The 24,267-nt window shown below is 33.3% G+C and carries 13 protein-coding genes; 8 read left to right on the top strand and 5 right to left on the bottom strand.

Annotated elements, in window-relative coordinates; genetic code table 11:
• Positions 1–156 precede the first annotated feature (156 nt).
• The 4 genes from atpG (at position 157) to ACFOWM_RS11605 (ending at position 8,944) form a co-directional block, all read left to right on the top strand.
• Positions 157–1,038, top strand: coding sequence for an ATP synthase F1 subunit gamma (gene atpG / locus ACFOWM_RS11620; protein WP_379710234.1), 882 nt, complete (start codon positions 157–159; stop codon positions 1,036–1,038).
• A 78-nt stretch (positions 1,039–1,116) separates the two neighbouring features.
• Positions 1,117–1,920 (top strand): SMC-Scp complex subunit ScpB, encoded by an 804-nt coding sequence (gene scpB / locus ACFOWM_RS11615; RefSeq protein WP_379710232.1) that lies wholly within the window; start codon positions 1,117–1,119, stop codon positions 1,918–1,920.
• A gap of 80 nt (positions 1,921–2,000) precedes the next feature.
• Positions 2,001–3,209, top strand: coding sequence for a diaminopimelate decarboxylase (lysA, locus tag ACFOWM_RS11610; protein WP_379710230.1), 1,209 nt, complete (start codon positions 2,001–2,003; stop codon positions 3,207–3,209).
• 125 nt (positions 3,210–3,334) lie between these two features.
• A complete protein-coding gene (locus tag ACFOWM_RS11605; protein WP_379710227.1) occupies positions 3,335–8,944 on the top strand; it encodes an alpha-2-macroglobulin family protein in 5,610 nt (1,869 codons plus the stop codon).
• Positions 8,945–9,303: 359 nt separating this feature from the next.
• Here the strand turns inward: ACFOWM_RS11605 and ACFOWM_RS11600 are convergent, their stop codons facing one another.
• Positions 9,304–15,093, bottom strand: a complete 5,790-nt coding sequence (locus ACFOWM_RS11600; RefSeq protein ID WP_379710224.1) for a carboxypeptidase-like regulatory domain-containing protein — start codon at positions 15,091–15,093, stop codon at positions 9,304–9,306.
• Between the two features lie 299 nt (positions 15,094–15,392).
• Between ACFOWM_RS11600 and aspS the strand changes: the two genes are divergently transcribed.
• The 3 genes from aspS (at position 15,393) to ACFOWM_RS11585 (ending at position 19,437) form a co-directional block, all read left to right on the top strand.
• Positions 15,393–17,225: an aspartate--tRNA ligase gene (gene aspS, locus ACFOWM_RS11595; protein ID WP_379710221.1), complete on the top strand. Its 1,833-nt coding sequence runs from the start codon at positions 15,393–15,395 to the stop codon at positions 17,223–17,225.
• Positions 17,226–17,306: 81 nt separating this feature from the next.
• Entirely contained in the window at positions 17,307–18,188 is an 882-nt protein-coding gene (locus ACFOWM_RS11590) for a prolyl oligopeptidase family serine peptidase (protein ID WP_379710219.1), read from the top strand.
• A gap of 13 nt (positions 18,189–18,201) precedes the next feature.
• The gene (locus ACFOWM_RS11585) at positions 18,202–19,437 is read left to right on the top strand and encodes a hypothetical protein (protein ID WP_379710217.1); all 1,236 of its coding nucleotides are present in this window, start codon (positions 18,202–18,204) and stop codon (positions 19,435–19,437) included.
• Here the strand turns inward: ACFOWM_RS11585 and ACFOWM_RS11580 are convergent.
• From ACFOWM_RS11580 to ACFOWM_RS11570, 3 genes are read right to left on the bottom strand one after another with little or no spacing between them, the layout of a single operon-like run.
• Positions 19,434–20,990 carry an ArnT family glycosyltransferase gene (locus ACFOWM_RS11580; protein WP_379710214.1) on the bottom strand — a complete coding sequence of 519 codons (1,557 nt, stop codon included), beginning with the start codon at positions 20,988–20,990 and terminating at the stop codon, positions 19,434–19,436. The two genes, ACFOWM_RS11585 and ACFOWM_RS11580, sit on opposite strands and share 4 nt — an antisense overlap.
• The gene (locus ACFOWM_RS11575) at positions 20,965–21,870 is read right to left on the bottom strand and encodes a lysylphosphatidylglycerol synthase transmembrane domain-containing protein (RefSeq protein WP_379710211.1); all 906 of its coding nucleotides are present in this window, start codon (positions 21,868–21,870) and stop codon (positions 20,965–20,967) included. The genes ACFOWM_RS11580 and ACFOWM_RS11575 overlap by 26 nt, the downstream gene beginning before the upstream one ends.
• Complete coding sequence (locus ACFOWM_RS11570; protein WP_379710208.1) at positions 21,860–22,543, bottom strand: phosphatase PAP2 family protein; 684 nt, start codon at positions 22,541–22,543, stop codon at positions 21,860–21,862. The genes ACFOWM_RS11575 and ACFOWM_RS11570 overlap by 11 nt, the downstream gene beginning before the upstream one ends.
• Positions 22,544–22,670: 127 nt before the next feature.
• Here ACFOWM_RS11570 and ACFOWM_RS11565 point away from each other — a divergent pair, with 127 nt between their 5' ends.
• A complete protein-coding gene (locus tag ACFOWM_RS11565; protein ID WP_379710205.1) occupies positions 22,671–23,690 on the top strand; it encodes a Gfo/Idh/MocA family oxidoreductase in 1,020 nt (339 codons plus the stop codon).
• Positions 23,691–23,778: 88 nt separating this feature from the next.
• On the opposite strand, the gene ACFOWM_RS11560 is transcribed toward ACFOWM_RS11565, so the two are convergent.
• Complete coding sequence (locus ACFOWM_RS11560; RefSeq protein WP_379710202.1) at positions 23,779–24,180, bottom strand: hypothetical protein; 402 nt, start codon at positions 24,178–24,180, stop codon at positions 23,779–23,781.
• Positions 24,181–24,267: the final 87 nt, after the last annotated feature.

The raw sequence follows: 24,267 nt of genomic DNA, 5'->3' as shown, positions 1-24,267 counted from the left end.
TATTCGCAGTTAGCCAAATTGGCATGGGTTGCAAATGTACAAATAAGTTTTTTTGTAGCGCATTACCTTATAATAACCTCAATTTTGTGAAATATAACCCTTTTGCCGTACATTTGCGCCCTAAAACTGAGTTACTAATACAAAAATAACTAAGGCATGAGTGGTGCATTAAAAGAGGTTAGAAACCGAATAGTAAGTGTTCAAAGTACACAACAAATAACCAAAGCCATGAAAATGGTGAGTGCGGCAAAATTACGTCGTGCACAAGATGCTATTACACAAATGCGCCCCTACGCACAAAAATTGCAAGAAATGTTGAGCAATATTGTGAGTAGTACCGAGGGTGATTTAACCAACAAATTAGCTGCAGAACGTACCGTTGAAAAAGTGATGATTATTGTAGTAACAAGTGATAGAGGTTTATGTGGTGGTTACAATAGTAATTTAATAAAACTTGCAAAATCGGTAGCTAAAGAAAAATATGCCTCACAACTTGCAAAAGGTAACGTAACTTTTTTACCAATTGGTAAAAAAGGTTACGAACATTTCACAAAAAATGGCTTTAATGTTATTGACAGTTTTTGGGAAATATTTTCAGGTTTAAGTTTTGAAAAAGTACAAGCAGCAGCTACTTATGCAATGAACGCCTTTGAAAAAAATGAGGTAGATGCTGTAGAAGTTATTTACAGCGAATTTAAAAATGCCGCTACACAAGAATATATTGCTGAGCAATTTTTACCAATAAAAAAAGCAACCAATACTGCTTCAAATAAAAACAGCGACTTTATTTTTGAACCTAGTAAAGAAGTGTTGATTGCTGAATTGATGCCTAAAATTTTGAATACACAATTATACAAAGCTGTGTTAGATGGTAATGCAAGCGAACATGGTGCACGTATGACAGCTATGGACAAGGCTAGTGATAACGCTAACGAATTATTAAAAGCATTGAAAATTAGCTATAACCGTGCAAGACAAGCAGCTATTACAACCGAACTTACTGAAATTGTAAGTGGTGCAGCTGCATTACAAGGTTAATAATCAACCTCGTTTTCTTATAACAAATATTAAATGCTATTACCTGCAACTCAATAATAATTGCAGTAATTAATAAAAATGGAAATATCTCAAATTATACCGCATATTGAAGCGCTTATTTTTGCAAGTGATAAAGCCTTATCAGCTGCTGAAATTACAGAGCTAATCAATACTGCATTGGGTTTTATTGAAGATAGGGCCGATATTGAACAAATTGAAACCGCCATTGAAGGTATTAAAGAAAAATACCAAGCTGAGTTTTACTCATTTGAATTAAAGCAAAGTGGCGGTGGTTGGCAGTTTTTAACCAAGCCGGCGTACCACAAAACAGTCGCATTAATTAATGGCGATAAATTCATTAAACGCCTCTCTACCGCTGCACTTGAAACGTTAAGCATTATCGCTTACAAACAGCCTATCACAAAAAGTGAAATAGAAAGTATACGTGGTGTAAACTGCGATTATGCAGTACAAAAACTTTTAGAGAAAGAACTCATTATCATCAGCGGTCGTAATGAAGATGCTGTTGGTAAACCGTTGATATATGCTACTTCAAAATCATTTATGGATTATTTTGGCATTAACAGTGCTGATGAATTACCCAAAATAAATGAAGTGTTTTTTGATGAAGTAGTGAAAGCAACTGAAGTAAGTAAAATTGAGTTTGATAGAAACGAAGCAATTGTTGAAGAAGACGAAACAACTACAGAAATTAATGAAAATAACAGCGACAACGCCTTAGTTACTGATGAAAATTTGGATGATACCAATAATGTAACTGCAACAGATACAACCTTAACTGTTGATGCTACTGATATGGAAGAAACTGAAGAAATAAAACAAAAGAAACAGAACGAAACTGACCCAGAGAATGTGTCTTAAAATATTTTAGTACCACTAATTATTAAAGCATTTCTCAAAAAGAAATGCTTTTTTTATATCAAAAAAATAAACTAAAAAAAATGACAAATCATCTTTCACACCAACAGTTAAACGAATTGGCCAACCAGTATGGCACCCCATTGTATGTTTATCAATCAGATAGTATTAAACATCAATACGAAAAATTAACCCATGCTTTTCGTAACTGTAATGCAAAGATATTTTATGCATGTAAATCGCTCACCAATGTTAATATTTTACGCTACCTACATAAATTAGGTGCCTCGTTAGATTGTGTGAGTATTAACGAAGTTAAATTAGGTTTATTAGCAGGTTTTGATAAATCTAACATATTGTATACCCCCAACTGTGTTGACTTTGAAGAAATTTTAGCAGCAAAAGAATTGAGTGTAAACATCAATATTGATAACATATCTATTCTTGAACAATTTGGTAATAAATTTGGCAACAGCTACCCCATTTGTATTCGTTTAAACCCACACATATTGGCTGGTGGCAATTATAAAATTTCAACCGGACATATTGATAGCAAATTTGGCATTTCTATTCACCAATTACGCCATATTGAACGTATTGTAAAAGCTACTGATTTACACGTAGAAGGTATTCACATGCATACTGGTAGCGAAATTAAAGACATCAACGTTTTTTTAGAGGGTTTAGAAGTAATGTTTAGCATGGCTACTCATTTTCCTCACTTAAAATATATTGACTTAGGTAGTGGCTTTAAAGTACCTTACCAACCTGGCGAAAAAGAAACCGATGTAAATTTATTAGGAGAAAAAGTAGCCGAAGCCTTCAAAAATTTTGAAGCAGAAACTGGCAAAAATTTACAAGTGTGGTTTGAACCTGGTAAATACCTCGTAAGCCAATGCGGTTACTTAATTGTGAAAGCCAATGTTATTAAACAAACAACTTCTGCAGTTTTTGTTGGGGTTGACAGTGGCTTTAACCACCTCATTCGCCCAATGATGTACGATGCTTATCATCATATCGAAAATGTAAGCAATAGCTTTGGTACATCACGTATTTATACCATTGTGGGCAATATTTGTGAAACAGATACTTTTGCTTGGGACAGACCATTACCCGAAGTACGTGAAGGCGATTATTTGGCATTTTATAATGCAGGCGCCTATGGTTTTGAAATGTCATCAAATTTTAACAGTCGCTTGAAACCTGCCGAAATTATGATAGAAGAAGGCGATGCTAGAATAATTAGGCGTAGAGAAGTTTTTGAAGATTTATTAAGAGGACAAGAATTATAAAACTTGCTTTCATCAATTTATGTAAACCCTTGGCAAATTGCTAAGGGTTTTTGTTTTGTAATATCAAAAAATAATGTAACATTTATATGGGCAACTTTTAACCTTTGCCTTTAAAAATTACCATCATGTACGCCTCATCATTCAAAAGTAACATCAACATTTTTACAAAGCTTATTGTCATTTTTTTTGGAATAACCATCATCGCTGTTAGTTGTAAAAAATCATCCAATAAGTGGATTGATGTTGACCCTGCCTTCGCAAAATATGTAGAAGCTTATACAACAGGTGTTATTTCAAAAACAAGTAGCATTCGTGTACAACTTTCAACAGAAGCAGCCACCACACACACTGTTGGGCAACCTGTTGATGATAATATTTTTGAATTATCACCATCAGTAAAAGGAAAAGCAACTTGGGTTGATGCTCGTACTATTGAATTTAAACCAGAAAAAAATTTAGTACCCGATCAATTATATAAAGTAAATTTTAAACTAGGTAAAACAACTAAAGTACCATCAAAATTCAACGAGCTACAATTTAATTTTCAAACTATCAAACCTTCGTTTAAAGTAACGAACGATGGTTTGCGGAGCGATGGTACAAAAAATAAGATGTTTTTAAATGGAAGTATTATCACTGCAGATGTTGAAGATGGTAAACTTGTAGAAAAATTATTGTCCGTAAAACAAAATGCAAAATCATACAACATTGTTTGGCAACACAATAATAACAGCAAAATTCACCAATACAGCATCAATAATATTGAACGTAGTGCAAACGGAGCAACACCTTTGTTGTTGAAATGGGATGGTGATGCATTAGATGTTAAACTAAAGGGCGAACAACCATTAGAAGTGCCTGCAGTGGGCGACTTTAAAGTACTTAACATTGTGCCTGTTAACGAAACACAACAATACGCATCAATACAATTAAGCGACCCCATTGCCATTGGGCAAGATTTACTTGGTCTTGTAAACATTAGCAATGAGCCAGATGTATCGTACAGCATCAATGGTAGTGAAATAAAATTATATTCAGATAAGCCGTTAGAAGGTAACTATACAGTAAATGTAAATACAGGTATCAAAAATAATTTTGGCGACAATTTACCATCAGGCTTTACGGGCAACATCATTTTTGAAAATACCAAACCATCTGTAAAAATATTAGGCAAAGGCAACATCTTACCCACATCAGGTAAATTAGTATTACCATTTGATGCCATAAATTTAAACGCAGTTGACATCAGTATCATCAAAATATTTGAAAACAATGTACCCCAATTTTTACAACAAAATGATTTGGGTGGTAAAGAAGATTTACGAAGGGTTGCAAAACCAATTGTTCAAAAAACATTGCGTTTAGATGATGATAAAACGTTAGACCTGCATACCAAACAACGCTTTTCGTTAGATATTGATAAATTTTTAAAAACAGAACCAGGCGCCATTTACAGCGTTACCATTGGGTTTAGACCATCGTACTCATTGTATTCAAAAACTGCTGTAGATACTACAGCAAATAATGAAAATAATGAAGATGAAGAAGGCTATGAAGATGAGTACAGTTACAATAATACCAGCGGTGTTGATGATGACGATGCCTTTTGGGATAATTACGATAACTACTACCCCAACGGTTATAATTGGGAACGCAGAGATGACCCTACAAGTAAATCGTATTACAATAAAGACAGATGGGCTACCCGAAATATTTTAGCCAGTAACATAGGCTTAACAGCAAAACGTGGTGGCGATAAAAACTTAATTGTTGCAGTGAGTAGCATACTTTCAACCGAACCTTTAAATTCTGTTGAACTTTTAGTACTCGATTATCAACAGCAAGTAATAGGCAAAGGAAGCAGTAGCAGCGATGGATTTGCTACCATCGATATCAAACAAAAACCTTACTTACTCATCGCTAAAAAAGGGGCTGAAAGAGGCTACCTTAAATTAGATGACGGCAATGCCTTACCGTTAAGTAGGTTTGATGTTAGTGGTGAAGCTATTAAAAATGGTATTAAAGGATTCATTTTTGGAGAAAGGGGTGTATGGCGACCAGGTGATAGCTTATTTATAAACAGTATTATTGCCGACCAAACCGGCAATTTACCCAACGATATTCCTGTTGAATTTAGTTTGTTTACACCACAAGGTCAGTTATACAAAAAAATATTACAAACCAATGCCAAAGATGGTTTCAATGTTTTTAAAACCACTACTGATGCTACATCACCAACAGGTAATTGGTTGGTACAAGTAAAAGTAGGTGGTGCTATTTTTGAAAAGCGATTAAAAATAGAAACCGTAATGCCTAATCGATTAAAAATAAATATCGATTTTGGAAAAGATGCAGTGCTGGGCAACGGCTCATTAAACGAAGGCAGTTTAAACAGTAATTGGTTATTTGGTACGCCTGCAAAAAATTTAAAAGCAAAAGTAGAAGCTTCTTTATATGCACGAAAAACTGTTTTTACAAACTTTAAAGATTTTACTTTTGATAATCCAACGTCTAATTACAATACCCAAACAAAAGTAATTTTTGATGCTACGTTAGATGAAAATGGACATGCAAATATAAAGCCCGATTTTCAAGTGGATGGTAATGCCCCGGGCATGTTAACCGCATCATTACTCACAAAAGTATTTGAACCTGGTGGTAGTTTTAGTATTGATAATATTACCATGCAGTACAGTCCGTACAAAACATACGTAGGCATAAAATTACCCACTGGCGAAAAACCTTTCAATTACTTACTTACTGGCAAACAACATACAGTTGATATTGCAAATGTTGATAGTAAAGGCAATGCATTAAGTGGTGCTCAAGATGTTGAAGTACAATTTTATAAAATTCAGTGGCGCTGGTGGTGGGATGAAGGAAGTGATAACCTCAGCAACTTTACGCAAGACAATTACAATAAACTCATTAGTAAAAATGATATAAGTTTAAAAAATGGCAAAGGTAATTGGAGTTTTAAAACCGGTAACAACGAATGGGGCAGGTATTTAATATTAGTAAAAGATAAAGTGAGCGGCCACATAACAGGTACAACTTTTTATGTAGATGAGCCCGGTTGGCAAAGTCGCTCAGGTAACGATGATCAATCTGCTGCCAGTATGTTATCATTTAGTAGCGATAAAACAAACTATAATGTAGGCGATAATATTAAACTAACCATACCTTCAGCAAAAGGTGGCCGTATGTTAGTGAGTATAGAAAGTGGCAGCAAGGTTTTGAAAACTTTTTGGCAAGAAACTACCCAAGGGCAAACAACAGTAAACATAAAAGCAGAGGCGAATATGGCACCTAATGTATATGCCAACGTTAGCTTATTACAGCCACATGCACAAACCATTAATGATTTACCTATACGAATGTATGGTGCTATTCCATTGTTTGTATCTGACAAAAACACCGTACTTACGCCACAAATAAGTATGCCTGAAACAGTAAGACCAGCAACAAATGTATCAGTAACCGTGAGTGAAAAAACTGGTAAAGAAATGACGTATTGCATTGCTGTTGTTGATGATGGCTTACTCGATTTAACCCGATTTAAAACACCTGACCCACATGCAGCATTTTTTGCAAGAGAAGCATTGGGTGTAAAAAGCTTCGATTTATTTGACCAAGTAATTGGCGCATGGGGAGGCGATTTAGAAAGAATATTAACCATAGGGGGCGATGAAGAAGCTGGTCCAGTGAAGCAAAAAACTGCCAACCGTTTTAAACCTGTGGTGAAATATTTTGGTCCGTTTACAATTGGCAGTGGCCAAAAACAAACACAAACTTTTATGATGCCGAATTATATTGGCTCCGTAAGAACCATGGTGGTGGCTGCACACAAAGGAAGTTATGGCTTTGCAGAAAAAACGGTAACGGTTAAAAAACCATTGATGATTGTTACTACTTTACCAAGGGTATTGGCACCATCAGAAATTATTAAAGTACCTGTTACCGTTTTTGCGATGGAGCGTAATATCAAAAATGTAAGTGTGCGTTTGCAACCCAATAATTATTTTGACATCATTGGCAACAATACCCAAACGTTGGTATTTGAAAAAACTGGTGAACAAGTAACTTATTTTGATGTAAGGGTAAAAAACATAACAGGTATCGGTAAAATAAATGTATTAGCTACAAGTGGTACTGAAAAAGCTACTGATGAAATTGAGTTAAATGTGAACAACCCTAACCCTACTATTAGTAATGTACAAGCTATTACATTAGCACCAAACCAAACATGGAATGCCACTATACAACCCATTGGTATAGCAAGTGCAGGCAGTTCAGTTATTGAAATATCAAGCATACCTGCTATGAATTTACAAAAGCGATTGAATTATTTAATCACTTATCCGCATGGTTGTATAGAGCAAACTACCTCATCAGTATTTCCGCAATTGGTATTAAATCAATTAACTGATTTGAGTGATGTACAAAAAGCAATGATCGATAAAAATGTAAAAGCAGGCATTGCTAAAATTCAACAATTTCAACGATTTGATGGTGGCTTTGGTTATTGGCAAGGTGCCAACGAAAGTGATGATTGGGGTACTTCATACGCAGGAAATTTTTTAATAGAAGCTCAAAATAATGGGTATGTGGTAGGCGATCAATTGCTAAACCAATGGAAACAATTTCAAACAGGTAAAGCCAATACGTGGGTACCAAGCACAAGTAATTTTTATGGAGGCGATTTAGCACAGGCCTATCGGTTGTATACTCTAGCATTAGCAAAAGCACCAGCGTTAGGTGCTATGAACCGTTTAAAAGAATTTAAATATTTATCTAATGAAGCAAAGTGGCGCTTGGCAGCGGCATACAAACTAGCCGGACAAGACAATACCGCTCTTGATTTAATAAGTGGCTTACCTACGAGTGGTACCATCGTAAAACAAGCAGGCTTTACATACGGCTCTAGTGAGAGAGATGAAGCCCTTATTTTAGAAACACTTACGCTCTTAAACAAACGATCACAAGCAGCCAGTATGGTAAATATAATTGGAGGTAAATTAGCATCAGATAATTGGTACAGTACACAAACTACTGCCTACAGTTTATTAGCCATTGCAAAGTATTGTGGCAAAAATGCATCGGGCAGTAAAATTATAGTGAATGCAGTGGTTGATGGTAAAACAAACAGCATAAACATAGCTAGTTACTTAAAGCAAATGCCCGTTGCTCTAAAGCAAACAGGCAATACGGTAAGTATGGTGAACAAAGGCAACAACCAATTGTATGTACGCATTATCACACAAGGGCAACCACTTACAGGCGATACCACTACCAAAGCAAGTAACAGCGCAGGTTTGAGCATGAGTGTAAGTTATATATCGCAAAATGGCACGGCTATAGATGTAAGTAAGCTCAGCCAAGGCACTGATTTTATTGCAAAAATAACTGTAAAAAATACAGGCGTAAGTGGCACGTATACACAAATGGCTTTGTCAACTATTTTCCCTGCAGGCTGGGAAATTTTAAACCCACGAATGATGGATGGTGAAAGCGCATTTAAATCATCGTTCAGTACTTATCAAGATGTGAGAGATGATAGGGTGTATACATATTTCAATATTAAACAAGGCGAAACACTCACTTACTATGTACAATTAAATGCAGCTTATGCTGGTAGGTATTATGCAGCAGGCGCCAATTGTAGTGCTATGTATAATAATAACATCACCGCAAATAGTATGGGCAAATGGGTAGAAGTATTGGTAAGTAATTAGAAAGTAATTGATGATGTAAATGATTAATAAAATGCATTGTTGGGGCTGTCAGCGGTAGTACAGTAGCAGCAGCTGTTCCGGCTATTCGCTGTACCTCCGCCGCCGCAGCGGCTACGGTGCCGCTGCTATCCGGCAGCCATTCAACAGTATCAATAAATGTTACAAGTGTAAACCTATAAGGTTTTAAAAACCTTATAGGTTTCGTAGCATACAAAAGTTCAAAAATGTACAACAGTACAAGGGCTGCGGCTGACGTTGGGATGTGTGTTGGCTTGCGCCGCAGGCCATAAGCCAACATACGGCACACCAACGGCACCGAACCTATGCTGCTACGTTGTTGTGGATGAAAGCCCCAAATGCTACTCCGTAATTTCTATGTTTTTGATGCTATTTTGTCCGTAAAAAATAGGGAAATACATAAGTGAAACTTTTGCTGGATTAATGAAATATTTACCCGTATAACGAACCTGCAATGGTATTTGCTGTGTAAACATACCTTTCTGTAAATTGGGTACAAACATTAAAATTTTATCTTTATAAAACTCTTTATAAATACCATTTTGATAAGCATTTTTTTGAGCCACATTACAGCCAGCTGGTATAGGAATTTCAATCATAACGTACTCCGCTTCCTTTAATGCATTGATAGTAACATTCATAATTACTGACTCACCAGCTTTTAATTGAGTAACTGTATTATTTGATTGTAAAAAAGATGTTTGTACAACAAAATTGGTATCAACAGTAATGGGGTTTGCATCAAAAAATTGTTGAAACGATGTAAAATAAGTGATACCATTACCCGATTTATTGATTTGTAAATTTTTGGAAGTACTACTTGTAAAAGATGCTTTGTAAGGAAACTTTGTTACAACAATATTGGTATCGCCTGCAATTGTAACTTTTGTGGGTTGCTGAACATCATTATTATTTTTTAATACTTCCGGCAAAATTGTTTCAATAATTGATGCAGTTTCAACGGTATTACTCCAGTAGCCATTGCCTCTTTTGCTAATAAAATATTGTATAATTTTGGGTAACATTGATTGATAAGCTGAATTATTTTCGAACACTTTATAGGCAATTAAAGTAGTAGCCACTTCGTTTGACTCCCAACGATAGTTTTGTGTACCCCAATGAATATCACCTAAAATGCCTGTTGATGCGGCTTTCATAACTTTTGTTAACTGATTGGCATAATCCATTTTCTGATTTTGTAAAATGCGAACATACTGCCATTGTGCATGTATGGATAATGAATCAAATTTTACTTTATTTAACCAACCCTCATAATTAATTACATGTTTACCCTCACTCAAAGTATGTAATGTAGCTATTAAACGCTCATTTGACAAAACGGGTAATTGATTTTGAAGGTATAAAAAGGCATTTCTGATATTTGATGCAACAGATGGATCATTATTAAATTTCAACAACACTTTTGTGATGTAGTTGGTTACATACACATCTTCATTACCATTTGGCCACCATGACCATCCACCGCTATACAATTGGTTGGTTTGAATTTTATTCAACAACATTGTTAATAGCTTTTGATCATCAAACGGCTTTTTTAATTTTTCGTTAATAATTTTAGTGAGCTGCAAGCCCATTAATTTAGAGGTAGTTTGTTCCATACAGGCGTATGGGTAATTTTTCAACTGTGCTAATTCATCAAGTAAAATATCAATAGTATTATTTACAATACCAATATGTAATGTTGCATTGGTGTTTGATGATGGTAATGCAAATGTTGTGTCGTTTGTTAATACCCAAAAATTACCAATAGCTTTTTCAGTACCTCTTTTAAAAACAGGAATACTGCGTTCCTCCGCATCAGTAAAACCAGTAGTGGTCTCAATACTAAAGGTAGTTTTAATACTATCACTATTACTAGCTTTCACCCATTGCTTGTTAATGTGAGCATCTGATGCATTAATTGTTGTAGTACGTTGGGCTGTAATATTATTATTAATTTTAAAAGTACTATTAACGGTATAAGCATCTGTAGTATAATTTAATACCTTACTTACATATGCGGCACTATCTCCTTCAATTAAAAAAGTAGGTGCATTTACTTGTGCTGCTATGGGTTTAAAAGCTTGTGTAAAAATATTAGTATTTAATATCCTATTCTTTATATCCATGCCTACTATAAAAGTTTTCCACCCCGTTATATTATCAGGGTACTTTACATCAAAACTAGCCTGGCCATTTTTGTCTGTAAAAAAATTGGGTACCCAAAAAGCATAGTCTTTAAAATTTTTACGAATGCCTTGTGTTTTTGTTTTTACCATAATAACCCCGTTGGCTCCTTGTGCACCAAACAATATAACGGATTTTGTTGCATCTAAAATATCAACTGATAAAATATCAGCTGGATTTATATCACTAAACTTTTTTGCATTTTGTATTATGCCATCTATTACTATCAAAGCTTCGTTGTTACCTGTTAAACTGCTGAGACCTCTTAACGAAATGCTTTCGCCAATAAATACACCATTATTGCTATTGGTAATATTGACCCCAGCAACTTTACCATTTAAAGCAATACTTACATTATCATTTGAACGGATAGATGCTGCTGCTCCTACCATTGAAAATTTCCGTTGCGTAGTAGCATAACCTGTTACCACCACTTCTTCTAATGACATTTTGCTTACACTAGCATAAATGGTAAGTGAAATATTTTGTGTATTTAAAGTAACGGTATAAAAATTGGTATTGTAACCAACTGCACTCACTAATAATTGATACGTTCCTTTACGTAAATTTTTAAACTGAAAAATACCTTTATCATTGGTGCTAGTACCATTTTGGTATCCATCTATCCGAATGGTTGCAAATGGAATAGGCTCTTTTGTTTTCTCATCAAGTAATATACCTCTTATACTTACTGCATCTCTAGCATCAAATAAATAAGGCTCCATTTGTGTTGGGTTGGATTGTTTAGTAAGTGAGAGAGCATACTGTAATTCTAATTTTTGCTGATATAAAATGGCCTCAGCTTTCAATTGAGTAACTATAGGATGATTGGGTACAAAAGTGAGTTTACCCAACTTTACAAAAGTGCTACCATATGGCATAACAACAATATGTTGTTTTGTAAATACGGTATTATTTGTAGTAATCAACAATACATCATACATTCCTGGTTTAATATAATCAATGTTATTATAGTAAAAATTATTAACCAGATACACGGTATCACAATGCATTAATACTACATATTTAATACTACTATCCGTTACAAATTGCAATTGTAACTTACCGTAGGGCAATTTATTACGCAATGCAGCAGCCCTAACGTAAGCATTGTTTTTTTCTATAAAATTAATGACAGTAGATTTCGGTATTTCGTTATAAGCTATTACTGGAGGTGCCACAAGCGTATCGCCCCAATTTGGTAGCAATGTATTTTTTAATTGTAATCGGTTATTGGTATCCTTAACAGGAAAGAGATACATTTTTTCAAGTCTAACTTTTTTAGGAGCAAAATCATATAAATAAGGTGATTCTAAATCAACATTAATATCAAAATGGTTAGGTTTATAAAATTGAACAGTACCATTATTAAAAGGCCCTATAACATAATCATTTTGGTTATTTACTAAATTAAAAACCCTATCGCTTTGCCAAATAAATGCACCATTGTTATTGTATGATTTTTTTACAACCATTATTTGTTTTTCAATCAAATTCATTTCTGCGATACTCCAATACTTTTTATTAGGTACAACCCTTGCATGTTTTGGCAAATCGGCCATATCAATAAAAAAATCATATTTATAGTTTGGTTGTACATACACACTATCTAAATAAATTGTTTTATCTAATAATCTAATTTCAAACTGTGTGTAACCAGGTTGCACTTCGTAAGCATACTTTTGTGGAACATTAACAGCATTATAATACACAAATTTTTTATTGACATAAAGCAAAAAGATTGGCTGTGGTACCATTTTATCAAATACCGAAATAGCCACTTGTGGCATTGCTGTATATATTACTTTCTTACTTGTATATACCTTATTTTGTTGAAGTAATATTTTATAATAATCCATTGTATCTAAACCAAACTTATGAACCCATCCACTGTTTTTTGAAAAGAAACTTTTTTCGTAAACATTATTTAAATCATCGTTTAAAAAAGTTTCGTAGTTAAGCGATTTTAACTGATGATAATTTACTAAATAAGGTAACTTAGGATATTTAATATCTTTATTGAATTCGTTATTATATGATACAGCAGTTAGATTGACACCCTGTACTGGCGTACCTTTATAATCAATTACGTTGAGCTGTATATTATCAATTTCGCCAGGGAATACGGTTGATTTTGCAGTAACATTTGCCGATAAAATATTATATGGAATAGTAAGATATTGTAACAAAGATTGTTCAACACCTCCCCAATAATATTGATATCGAACTTCGTAAAAATCCTTACTATTTTTTAAAAGACGTTGCCATGTAATATTTTTAGCTGAATCTTTACCTTGATAAATAATATCATTTTTATTAAATACCGTGTAATAAACAGGAATTTTATAGGGGTTGAATATTCGAAAACCTAGCGTATCTTTTTGAGTAATTTTTTCAAATTGTAATACATTACTCTTTGCATCAATTTCTAAAGTTTGAGTTGTTGCATTACTATCAACAGATTTTAATGTAATAGTTGCAACCAAAGGATTAATGGGTTGCATAAAGGGTAAATCTATTGTAAGGAATGGGGCATCATTAATTTGTATTAAGGCTTTTTTATGTACACTTTTGTTATTACTCAAAAAAGTAGCATAAACAGTATCATTTTTTTGTAGGAGTAAATAAGCTGATTTTTCGAAGAAGTAGTCTATATTTTTTTGCTCTGTATGTGTTTCATTATTTGCATTTGAAAATTTCAAAACAGCACTTAATGACATATTTGCTTTCGGAAAAAGTGCAGTAGGCACTTTAAATTTTGTATCGCCATTTGCTAATAATTTTGTAGTGGCAATATAAAGGGTATCAGCCACAAAAACAGTATCCGCAAAAGTTTCATACACTTGTGCTGTTGTTATAGTCAATGCTACAGTAGCATCTAAAACATTTAGTTGATTGGCATCTTTTGCAGAAGCAGTAAATTCTAATGTATCATTCAAATAATAATCTGTAGATGAACTACTAAATTGATAACTACTTACTTGATCTAACAAATAATCTTCTGTACTAAAACTAGCGGCTTTTAATATTCGTTGCTTGTATTTGAAACTAACACTATACGTTACATCTAAGGGCAATGTATCACTTAGTACAAATGAACCAACATAATCGCCTTTTGTAATAGGCGCTAAAGTATCTAAAACTTGTTCAACATATTTACCTTTATTTTTGTAATTCAAAATAACTTGTAGCGACTTTTCAAAAGGCTTTAATTGATCGTTGAGTAAATAAGCTTTGTATTTAACCGTATCCTTTATTTTATATTTGGGTTGATTAAAAATAATGTACCCATTGGTATTATATACTGGCTTACGGTGTTTTTTAAAGATGTTTGCAATTTTAGTAGGAATAAAATGTAATATTTTATAAAAAGTTGTCGTTTTAAATACTGCCTTTTTTTGATTGGTAATACTTACATCAGGTGATTTATCAACCGCTATGTTCGTATACAATGTATCATTTGAGGCATATACTTTTACAAAGGCCTCATCTATATTTCTGCTTTGTACTAAATATGTTTGTGATGCTGTATTAAATAGTACTTCTTTATTTTTTACAAAAACTTGCGCATTATTTAAATAAGTATTATTAGTTGTAGCTACTACTAACTGCAATTTATTTTTATTGTTTACGGTAAGCAATTTTAATGAAGAAATATTGATGAGTGTTGCTGTTATATGATAATCAACTATATCAATTTTTACATAGTTACCATTAGGTAATACATTTATATAAGTACTATCTGCATTTAAAATAAATTGAGGCGTAAATTTTTCAAAGCTTTCAATGGGTATGGAATCAATGGCTGTAAAATATTCAAATTGTTTAGATGTTATTTTATAATAATGACTAACCCAGCTTTTTTTTCGAATTTGATCAAATTTTACTTGTGCCTCACCATTGATTGCAATGAATATGATAAGTAAGCTGTATAATTTTTTCATAAGTATACCTTTTAAAATAAAGCAGTTAGGGGTACATTGTTAGAGATAAAAATATACATAAATGCTGCACGGCCGAAAAATGAACTATAGGCCAAGGGCTGCGGCTGACGTTGGGATGTGTGTTGGCTTGCGCCGCAGGCCATAAGCCAACATACGGCACACCAACGGCACCGAACCTGTGCTGCTACGTTGTTGTGGATGAAAGCCCCCATTATTAACAAACTTAATAAAGCACCATTTTTGATTGGTTTTTAAAGCCGTAAAATTCAATTATCTTCGCAGCCAAATAAGCTTACAATATGTTTAGATCGCATACTTGCGGCGAATTACGCATCGCTGATATTAGTAAAAGTGTAACCCTTGCTGGTTGGGTACAAACGGTTAGAAAATTTGGTAGTATCACATTCGTTGATTTAAGAGATCGCTATGGTATTACCCAATTATTGTTTAATGAAAGTTTAAACCATTTATTAGATGCTAACCCATTGGGCCGTGAGTTTGTGTTGCAAGTAAAAGGTATTGTAAACGAACGTAGCAATAAAAACAGTAACCTCCCAACAGGCGATATTGAAATATTGGTTAATGAATTTTCTATTTTAAATAAATCTATCACCCCTCCTTTTACCATACAAGATGATACCGATGGTGGCGATGATTTGAGAATGAAATACCGCTTTTTAGACCTGCGAAGAAATGCAGTAAAACGTAATTTAGAGCTCCGCTATGCTGTAGGCCGCAGTACCAGAAATTATTTACACGAAAATAATTTTATGGATATTGAAACACCTTTCTTAATTAAAAGTACGCCTGAAGGTGCTAGAGATTTTGTGGTGCCAAGTCGCATGAATGCAGGTCAATTTTATGCCCTACCACAAAGTCCGCAAACGTTTAAACAATTATTGATGGTGAGTGGTTACGATCGTTACTACCAAATTGTAAAGTGTTTTAGAGATGAAGATTTAAGGGCCGATAGGCAACCAGAGTTTACACAAATAGATTGTGAAATGAGCTTTGTAGAGCAAGAAGATATTTTACAAATGTTTGAAGGATTGGTACGTCGTATTTTTAAAGATGTAAAAAATATTGATTATACTGATGTAATTGAACGCATGACATGGACCAATGCCATGTGGACTTACGGCAACGATAAGCCCGACATTCGCTTTAATATGCAGTTATGTAACCTAAAATACCCAACACATACTTTTAGTGATAAACCAGTAATTGAAAACTTAATTAACGGTGCAGATTTTAAAGTGTTTGATGAAGCCGAAACTGTTATTGCAATAGCAGTACCAGGTTGTGCTGCTTATACTCGTAAACAAACAGATGACCTTACGGAGTGGGTAAAGCGACCACAAATTGGTATGAAGGGATTGGTGTTTATAAAGTGTAATGAAGATGGTACTTTTAAAAGCAGTGTTGATAAATTTTATAACGAGGAAAAACTCAAAGCCATTGCCGAAGCTGCACATGCCAAAGCAGGTGATTTAATTTTAATAGTAGCCGGAGCTGAAGAGCGTACCCGTAAAGCTGCTAGCGATTTACGCATGTACATGGGTACTACATTGGGTTTAAGAAAGGCTAATGATTTTAAATTATTATGGGTATTAGATTTTCCGTTATTTGAATACGCAGAAGAAGAAAACCGTTGGGTAGCAAGGCACCATCCGTTCACATCACCCAAGCCAAGTGATATTGATACCATGATCAATAATGAACCAAGCATTGCTAACCCTGCTGAATACTTAAAACACCCATACGCAAATATTAAGGCCAATGCGTATGATATGGTATTGAACGGTAACGAAATTGGCGGTGGCTCTATCAGAATTTTTCAAAAAGATTTACAACAAAAAATGTTTGCCGCTTTAGGAATGGATGAGCATGAGCAGCAACATAAATTTGGCTTTTTACTTGGTGCATTTGAATATGGTGCTCCTCCACATGGCGGCATTGCCTTTGGGTTTGATAGGCTTTGTAGCATTTTAGGCGGAAGTGAAAGTATTAGAGATTTTATTGCCTTCCCAAAAAACAATAGTGGTAGAGATGTTATGATTGATGCCCCATCAACCATTGATGAAAAACAATTCGACGAATTACAAATTAAGTTGGATATAAAAGAAAAATAGTTTTATATACGTATTAACATATTTCACATACATTTTATTAAACTAAAAGTTTTAAGTATTAATTTGCTTAAAACTTTTTTTATGCGTAGTTACGTCAGGTTAGCAATTTTGTGTACCACTTTAATGTTAGCTGCTTGTGGTAAAGATGAAAGTACTGGCAGCATACCACAAACAAATAATAATGTAGTAGCAACAAGTTTGCTTAATGTTGCATATGGTACTGATGCAGCACAAAAAATGGATATTTATTTACCGGCTAACAGAAATACTGCTTCAACTAAAACAATTGTATTGATACATGGAGGCGCTTGGAGCAGTGGTGATAAAGCTGATTTCAACAGTTTTGTAGATACGCTTAAAAGAAGGCTGCCAACTTATGCCATTGCAAATATTAATTATCGTTTAGCAGCTGCACCAGCAACCAATACTTTCCCCACACAAGAGCAAGATGTAAAAGCTGCATTTGATTTTATTGCTTCAAAAAGTAATGAATTTATTATATCAAATAAAACTGTAGCATTAGGCGCTAGTGCAGGTGCACACTTAGCCTTATTACAATCTTACAAATACAATTCAAACAATAATATAAAAGCCGTGGTTGATTTATTTGGCCCAACAGATATGACGGCTATGTATAATGACCCAGCATCGCCGCTTGCACCAAGTTCATCTATTGCATTATTATTAAATGGCACACCAGCTAGCAATGCAACATTATACAACAGCAGTAGCCCCATAAATTTTGTTACAAGCAGTACTATCCCAACTATTATATTTCATGGTGGCAGTAGCGATTTTTTGGTAAAAACGAGTCAGTCAACAGCATTAAGAGATAAGTTGGTACAAAACAATATTACGGTGCAATACACCATTTACCCAAATGAAGGCCATGGTTGGACGGGTAGCAACTTAATTGATACCTTTAACAAAATAGAAAGCTTTCTAACCCAATATGTACAGTAATCAGTTAAAATATGTGCTACTTACAACGTTTACCGTTTGCTGTAACTTATTAATACTTGCACAAAACAACCTGCCTGTTTTTAAAGACGCTGTAGCTAGTAAGCGAACTAAATTTTATACTACTTTAGTAAATAGTATTGAAAAAAATATACAACTGCCTATAACAAATGAAGATGCATGGCTTAATTGCTTTAACAACATTAATTTAATTAAGTATAAAGCTGATGTTGTAAAACAAAAACTCGACAATATAGCCAACAACATCCAGGTAGCTAGCCCTCATTTTTGGCGTAGTTTTTTAGAATTAATTAATAGTGATTACCCAAATCAATACAAAAAAGCAGTTACATATATTTATAACAATAGCAAAGATGATGTTACTTTAAAAGCAATGGCATTACATTATTTAATGCAACATGCGGATAGCAATAACCTCCACAAATGGATAAATGAAATTACCATCTTACTAAAAGCAAATAAAGAAGAAGTAGTATTACAAGAATTATTGTACAATTTAGAAAATCAATTACAACCAAAAAACATAACTGCTATATCATCTTTTTTTGATACAAATTATTTGCCTAAACATTTATTGGTATTTAGTTTACAAAGAAAAAATAGAAATTACCCCGGCATTGTAATTGTTAGAAAACCAGATGGCTCTTTTTTAAAGCATGATGACAATACTTTTTTTAGTGTACCACAATTAGCAAGAAGTGCTAGCAATATGCCAAGTTATATTAGCTTAGGCAATACGCCACAGGGTATTTTTAAACTCACAGGTTTTGATACTTCTAAAAGTTTTTTTATTGGCCCGAGTACCAATATTCAATTATCAATGCCGTATGAATATTGTAAAGTCACTATTAATAATCAGTTAGTAGATACTACGTGGACGCTGGAACAATATTGTAATTTACTTCCAAAGCCATTGCAACAATATCATCCCCTATACGGCTCTTATTTCGCTGGCAAAGCTGGTCGTAACGAAATAATAGCACACGGCACAACTATTGATCCATCTTACTATAAAAACGAAACCTATTACCCATTAACCCCCACTGCCGGTTGCCTTGCTACCACCGAGTTTTGGGGCAATACTACAGGACAAATACAACAAAGTGATCAATTACTATTAACGCAAGCCATACAAAAAGCTGGTGGACCCAAAGGTTATTTAATAGTGATAGAATTGGATGATGAACAACGTGCAGTTGAATTAAAAGATGTAAAACAATATTTACATTAAGGCTTTCCTAATATTACTGTAGTAGGATTTTCAAAAATATCTTTAGCATGCGCTTTTAATTGCAATGATAAACTTGATAACTCTGGTAAATAATTTTCTCTAGAAAGAACAAGTGTTGAAGGATGTTGCTTTAAATAAATATTAAGTAGAGTAACTGAATCAAAAACTACGATATTTTTATTTAAGTAAAAATTATAAGCAGGATTATAAATTTTGTAAGCCACTATTTCATTTTGTTGTTGCCACACATGTTTTGTTTGCTCTACAGGGTTGAGTTGATACAATGCTGGGTATGCAAATAACAACAGCACTATATTAAAAAGAATAGTGGCAATCAAAAACACTGAAACAGACAGTGCCTTATGTTTTGCATTTATAAACCATGCCACAAAACAACCAATAGGTAAAATAATGATACTAAAACTTACCCAAGCTAACTTTTGTGTTAGCCTATCATTTTTTAAAAGAAAAAAAACGGCAACAGTAAGTATCAAATAAAATAAAGCAATAAAAAAATATATCCTTTTATTTACGTTGGGTTGGTGATACCAATACAAAAATAACTGACCAATTATTATAGCAGCAAACGGATAACATGGCATCGCATAATTGGGTAATTTAGTTCCAGCCACACAATAAAAAATCAAATAAACTAAAACAACAATACTAGAAAATTTAAATAAATCATTTTCAATAAATTGAGTCTTCAATATTTTTACATTAAACAACCAAGCTGCTGCTGGCATTAAACCTATTAAAGCAAAAAGCCAAATCAAAATAAATACTCCACCATGTCCTTCCATAGGTGCCTTAAAACGATCTACATTATGCTTTAAAAAAAATAATGTTGTAAAATCTCCGTTTGTGTATTGATGAACAAGGTAAAACCAAGGCAAGGCAATTATAAAAAAGAAAACAACAGCAAACAGAATGTGAAAATTAAAAATACTTTTATAATTCTTTTTAAAAACAGCGAATATAAAAAAACTAATAATCGGCAATGCAACACCAACTGGGCCTTTACATAAAACAGATAAAGCCGCTAAAAAACTAGCAGCATACAAAAAATAAAATTGTTGCCGTTGTTGGTAATAAAATAAGCAAACTAAACAAGCTGTATTAAAAAAAATTAAATATGGATCGGGAACTGCCAATCGACATTCAAATAAAAAATGGGTTGACAAAGCTAAAGCCCATACTGCAGCAATTGCCCATTGCTCACCTCCAATTCTTTTAACAAACCTATAAATAATTACAATGGTAAATAACCCAGCTAACACTGAAAATAGACGAGCACCCATACTATTACTACCTAGCAAAGTGTAACCCAACTTCATCGCATAATAATGTAAGGGTGGTTTTTGTGCCCTTAACTCATTGTTGAAAGTGGGTACTATCCATTCATGTTGCTGTAGCATTTCTCTTGCACATTGTGCATTTCGAGCTTCATCTAATATATAAATTGTAGGCTGGTTTAGGTTACCTAATAAAACCACCGCAACATAAGCATACAGAAAAATAGGTTTTTTAAACCAATGCATCAACAGCTTCATGTGTAGTTTTAAAAGGGTCAGAAAAAATAAAATAGCAACCAGGTAATGCTGCCAATAAATTAACCAAATAAAATAGAAAGCCAGCAGTAACTGCTGCTGCTGCATCTATATCTAACCAATGCGCTCCCCACAAAAAAACAATTTCTCTAGCACCTATGCCACCAATACTTAATGGCAACACTGCTACTATACTAGCAACAGAAAATATAAACAATAACTGCAAAATATTATTACTACCAAGAGCATTCAAAATAAAAAACATACAAACCATTTGTAAAAACTGTACCGCTATACTCCAATAAAAACTATCAAATTTTATCAACCGAAATGAGTTCATAAAAAAGTGAAGTACTAAAAAATAAATTCCAATAATAGATAGCGCAACGGTTAACACTAATATTGAAATAACATTTAACCTAAATAAACATAACCAGATAATACTAGCAATAAAAGTTAACGCAGTAACACCACTCACTCTATCTAATAAAATACTCCATGTAAGCCACTTTACTGTTCCTAACTTTTTCTTAAAAAGATAAGCAACTTTAAAGGCATCGCCACTTATTGATCCTGGCAAAAACTGATTATAAAACATACCTAACCAATAAAGCCTGATGTTATTGTTGTGAGTAATTTTTGTACCTGTTGCACTAAAAAATTGATGAAGCCTATATGCAGATAAAATTTTTGAAACAATAAAAATACCAATTGCCGCCAATATCCATAACCAATTTGTTGTATATAAAACCGATACTATTGTTTCCCATGATAATTTATAATAAACATACATTAAGCAAGCAAGGCTTATTATTATTTTTAAAATTAATTTAGCAGTATTACTAAAACCTACATTATTTTTTACTGAAATATCAATTTGCATGAATAGTATTTTTAGGTGTGTTTTTATTTAGTTTTACCCCATCCAAATATTTACGCCAATTGAGTTTAGGGTGCAATACTAAAAAAGTAATTACTAAGCCTATGATACCACCTGCTAATACATCTTCAGTAAAATGTTGTGATAAGTACACTCTTGAAAAAGCTACCATAATTGAGAAACTAGCACACAACAATTGCCACCAAATTTTCTCACTCAAATAAGCAAGCGTACAACCAATTAAAAATGCTGTTGAAGCATGTCCAGAAGGGAATGTTCGACTAAGATTCATTTTAACATGATTGATGATATATAATGGTTTACCTAAGTCCCTAAAAACAGCAACTGGCCTATTTGCATCGGGAAACAAATAAAATTTACTGATCCATATTAATAACGAAATAAGTAGCAAAGCCAACATCATTTTAATAGCTAACATTGTATTTCTAAAAAATAAAATGATGCATATTAAAATAGCACACATTCCATCACCCAAATGCGTAATCATCGAAAAAAAATAATCAAAATATGTTGAATGAAAACTGTTTACTTTACTATGAAGTTGTATTGGCTCAACCAATAAAATAATAAGGAAAGTAAATAAAAACACCAAAGAACATAATGTCAAATAAAAACTAATTAATGGCGATGTTTCATTTTTTGCAATCCATTTCATGATGCAATTTCTCAAGTGAGTGTTAAGAAATTGTAAGTGAATAATTAAAGAAATGATAACCAATTGTTATGAACACATAAACATATGTGGCTTTACTTATTTGTATATTTAAGCTTAAATTATTGATATGATTAATGTTGCTATAATAGGCTTTGGATTATCTGGCAGGTATTTACAAGCCCCATTTTTCGAAGCAAACCATGCATTTGAACTGAAAACAATTGTAAGTAACAGTCAAAATCCGGCTTTGTTTTTTCCAAATGTAAAAGTTGAAAAAAATATTGAGGCTGTTTTAAATGATGATGGTATTGACTTGGTAAGTATTTGTTCGCCCAACGAAACACATTTTGAATATGCTAAAAAAGTATTGTTAGCAAATAAGCATGTATTGGTTGAAAAACCATTTACTGCTACCGTTGAAGAAGCTACCACATTAATAAATATAGCGAAGCAACAAAATAAAGTAATCGCTATTTTTCAAAATAGGCGTTTTGATAGTGATTTTTTAACCATTCAAAAAATCGTACAAAGTAATGTATTAGGCAGTTTGGTAAATGTTCAAATTCAATATAACCGATACAAACCATTACTCAACCCAAAAAAATGGAAAGAAACCCCTGCCCCAAGTAGCGGTATTATTTACGATTTAGGAGCACATATAATTGATCAAGCAATTGCACTTTTTGGTGAGCCACTTAAAGTAGAAGGCTACACTTTTACACAAAGAGTAAATTCATCAATTGATGATGCCTTTGATATTACATTGCATTACAAAACTCTGAAAGTACAGCTACGTTCAAGTTTATTAGTAAAAGCTGATACACCTCGATATATTTTACATGGCACCGAAGGGTCATTTATAAAGTATGGTATTGATGTACAGGAAGATCAATTAAAATTAGGCTTACAACCAACAGATGATACATTTGGTGTGGAACCAATAATACAAAAAGGAAGTATAACCACCACCATTAATGGTATTGAATTGCAAGGTACCGTAACAACCGAAAAAGGAAATTGGATGTTACTATTTGACAACTTAGCAAATGCAATCAATAATAATGAACCATTAATAGTAGCACCAGCGCAGGTGGTAGCACAAATAAAAATTATTGAGGCTATAAAACAACAATGCGTTCCAATTTAGAAAAATTGCAACGCATAAATTTGTTGAGACCGAATTAAAACCAAAACTTCAGATATTACCACTATCCTACTAAGTTTCAATATTTTTATTAGAGTGTTACCAAGGCATCTTCCTTAACAGTAACATCTTCTACTACTTTTGTATTTGCTGTAAATGATTTTTGATATTCTTTTCCACCTGTTGAAAAATTGAAAACAATTTGTTGACCATCTTTCTTTTCAATTTTAAAAATTTGGTAAGGTGCTTTGCTTACCCAGTTTTGTGAATACAATTCACCTTCTGATTTATCATTAATTCTTAAAAGGCCATTATTACTAACTGCTTTAAACTCAACTTTAAAAACCAGGTAATTATCTTCTACACCTTCATACTTCACTACAAAATTTTTATCATCAACAAAACGTACTGCTTTAAAATTTTGTGCATTTACTGAACCAATTAACACAAAAAATGCTGTTACTGCTGTTGCTAAAACTTTTAAACTTTTCATACTTCTAGATTTTTTTGTTACTTATTTGAAAGCGATAATTTGATTGTGTTTCACTTTCATAATGTAAACTTACACCCACATGGAAGG

Source organism: Ferruginibacter yonginensis (assembly GCF_042651465.1).
GTDB classification, from domain to species: Bacteria; Bacteroidota; Bacteroidia; order Chitinophagales; family Chitinophagaceae; genus Ferruginibacter; species Ferruginibacter yonginensis.
Note: the sequence above shows the minus strand (reverse complement) of the source record. Positions and strands in the feature narration are given on the sequence as shown.

Coding starts and splice junctions, on each gene's coding strand:
- ACFOWM_RS11590 (WP_379710219.1), top strand. CDS start 17,307: ATGCGTAGTTACGTCAGGTTAGCAATTTTGTGTACCACTTTAATGTTA.
- ACFOWM_RS11570 (WP_379710208.1), bottom strand. CDS start 22,543: ATGAAATGGATTGCAAAAAATGAAACATCGCCATTAATTAGTTTTTAT.
- atpG (WP_379710234.1), top strand. CDS start 157: ATGAGTGGTGCATTAAAAGAGGTTAGAAACCGAATAGTAAGTGTTCAA.
- scpB (WP_379710232.1), top strand. CDS start 1,117: ATGGAAATATCTCAAATTATACCGCATATTGAAGCGCTTATTTTTGCA.
- aspS (WP_379710221.1), top strand. CDS start 15,393: ATGTTTAGATCGCATACTTGCGGCGAATTACGCATCGCTGATATTAGT.
- ACFOWM_RS11580 (WP_379710214.1), bottom strand. CDS start 20,990: ATGAAGCTGTTGATGCATTGGTTTAAAAAACCTATTTTTCTGTATGCT.
- ACFOWM_RS11600 (WP_379710224.1), bottom strand. CDS start 15,093: ATGAAAAAATTATACAGCTTACTTATCATATTCATTGCAATCAATGGT.
- ACFOWM_RS11575 (WP_379710211.1), bottom strand. CDS start 21,870: ATGCAAATTGATATTTCAGTAAAAAATAATGTAGGTTTTAGTAATACT.
- lysA (WP_379710230.1), top strand. CDS start 2,001: ATGACAAATCATCTTTCACACCAACAGTTAAACGAATTGGCCAACCAG.
- ACFOWM_RS11605 (WP_379710227.1), top strand. CDS start 3,335: ATGTACGCCTCATCATTCAAAAGTAACATCAACATTTTTACAAAGCTT.
- ACFOWM_RS11560 (WP_379710202.1), bottom strand. CDS start 24,180: ATGAAAAGTTTAAAAGTTTTAGCAACAGCAGTAACAGCATTTTTTGTG.
- ACFOWM_RS11565 (WP_379710205.1), top strand. CDS start 22,671: ATGATTAATGTTGCTATAATAGGCTTTGGATTATCTGGCAGGTATTTA.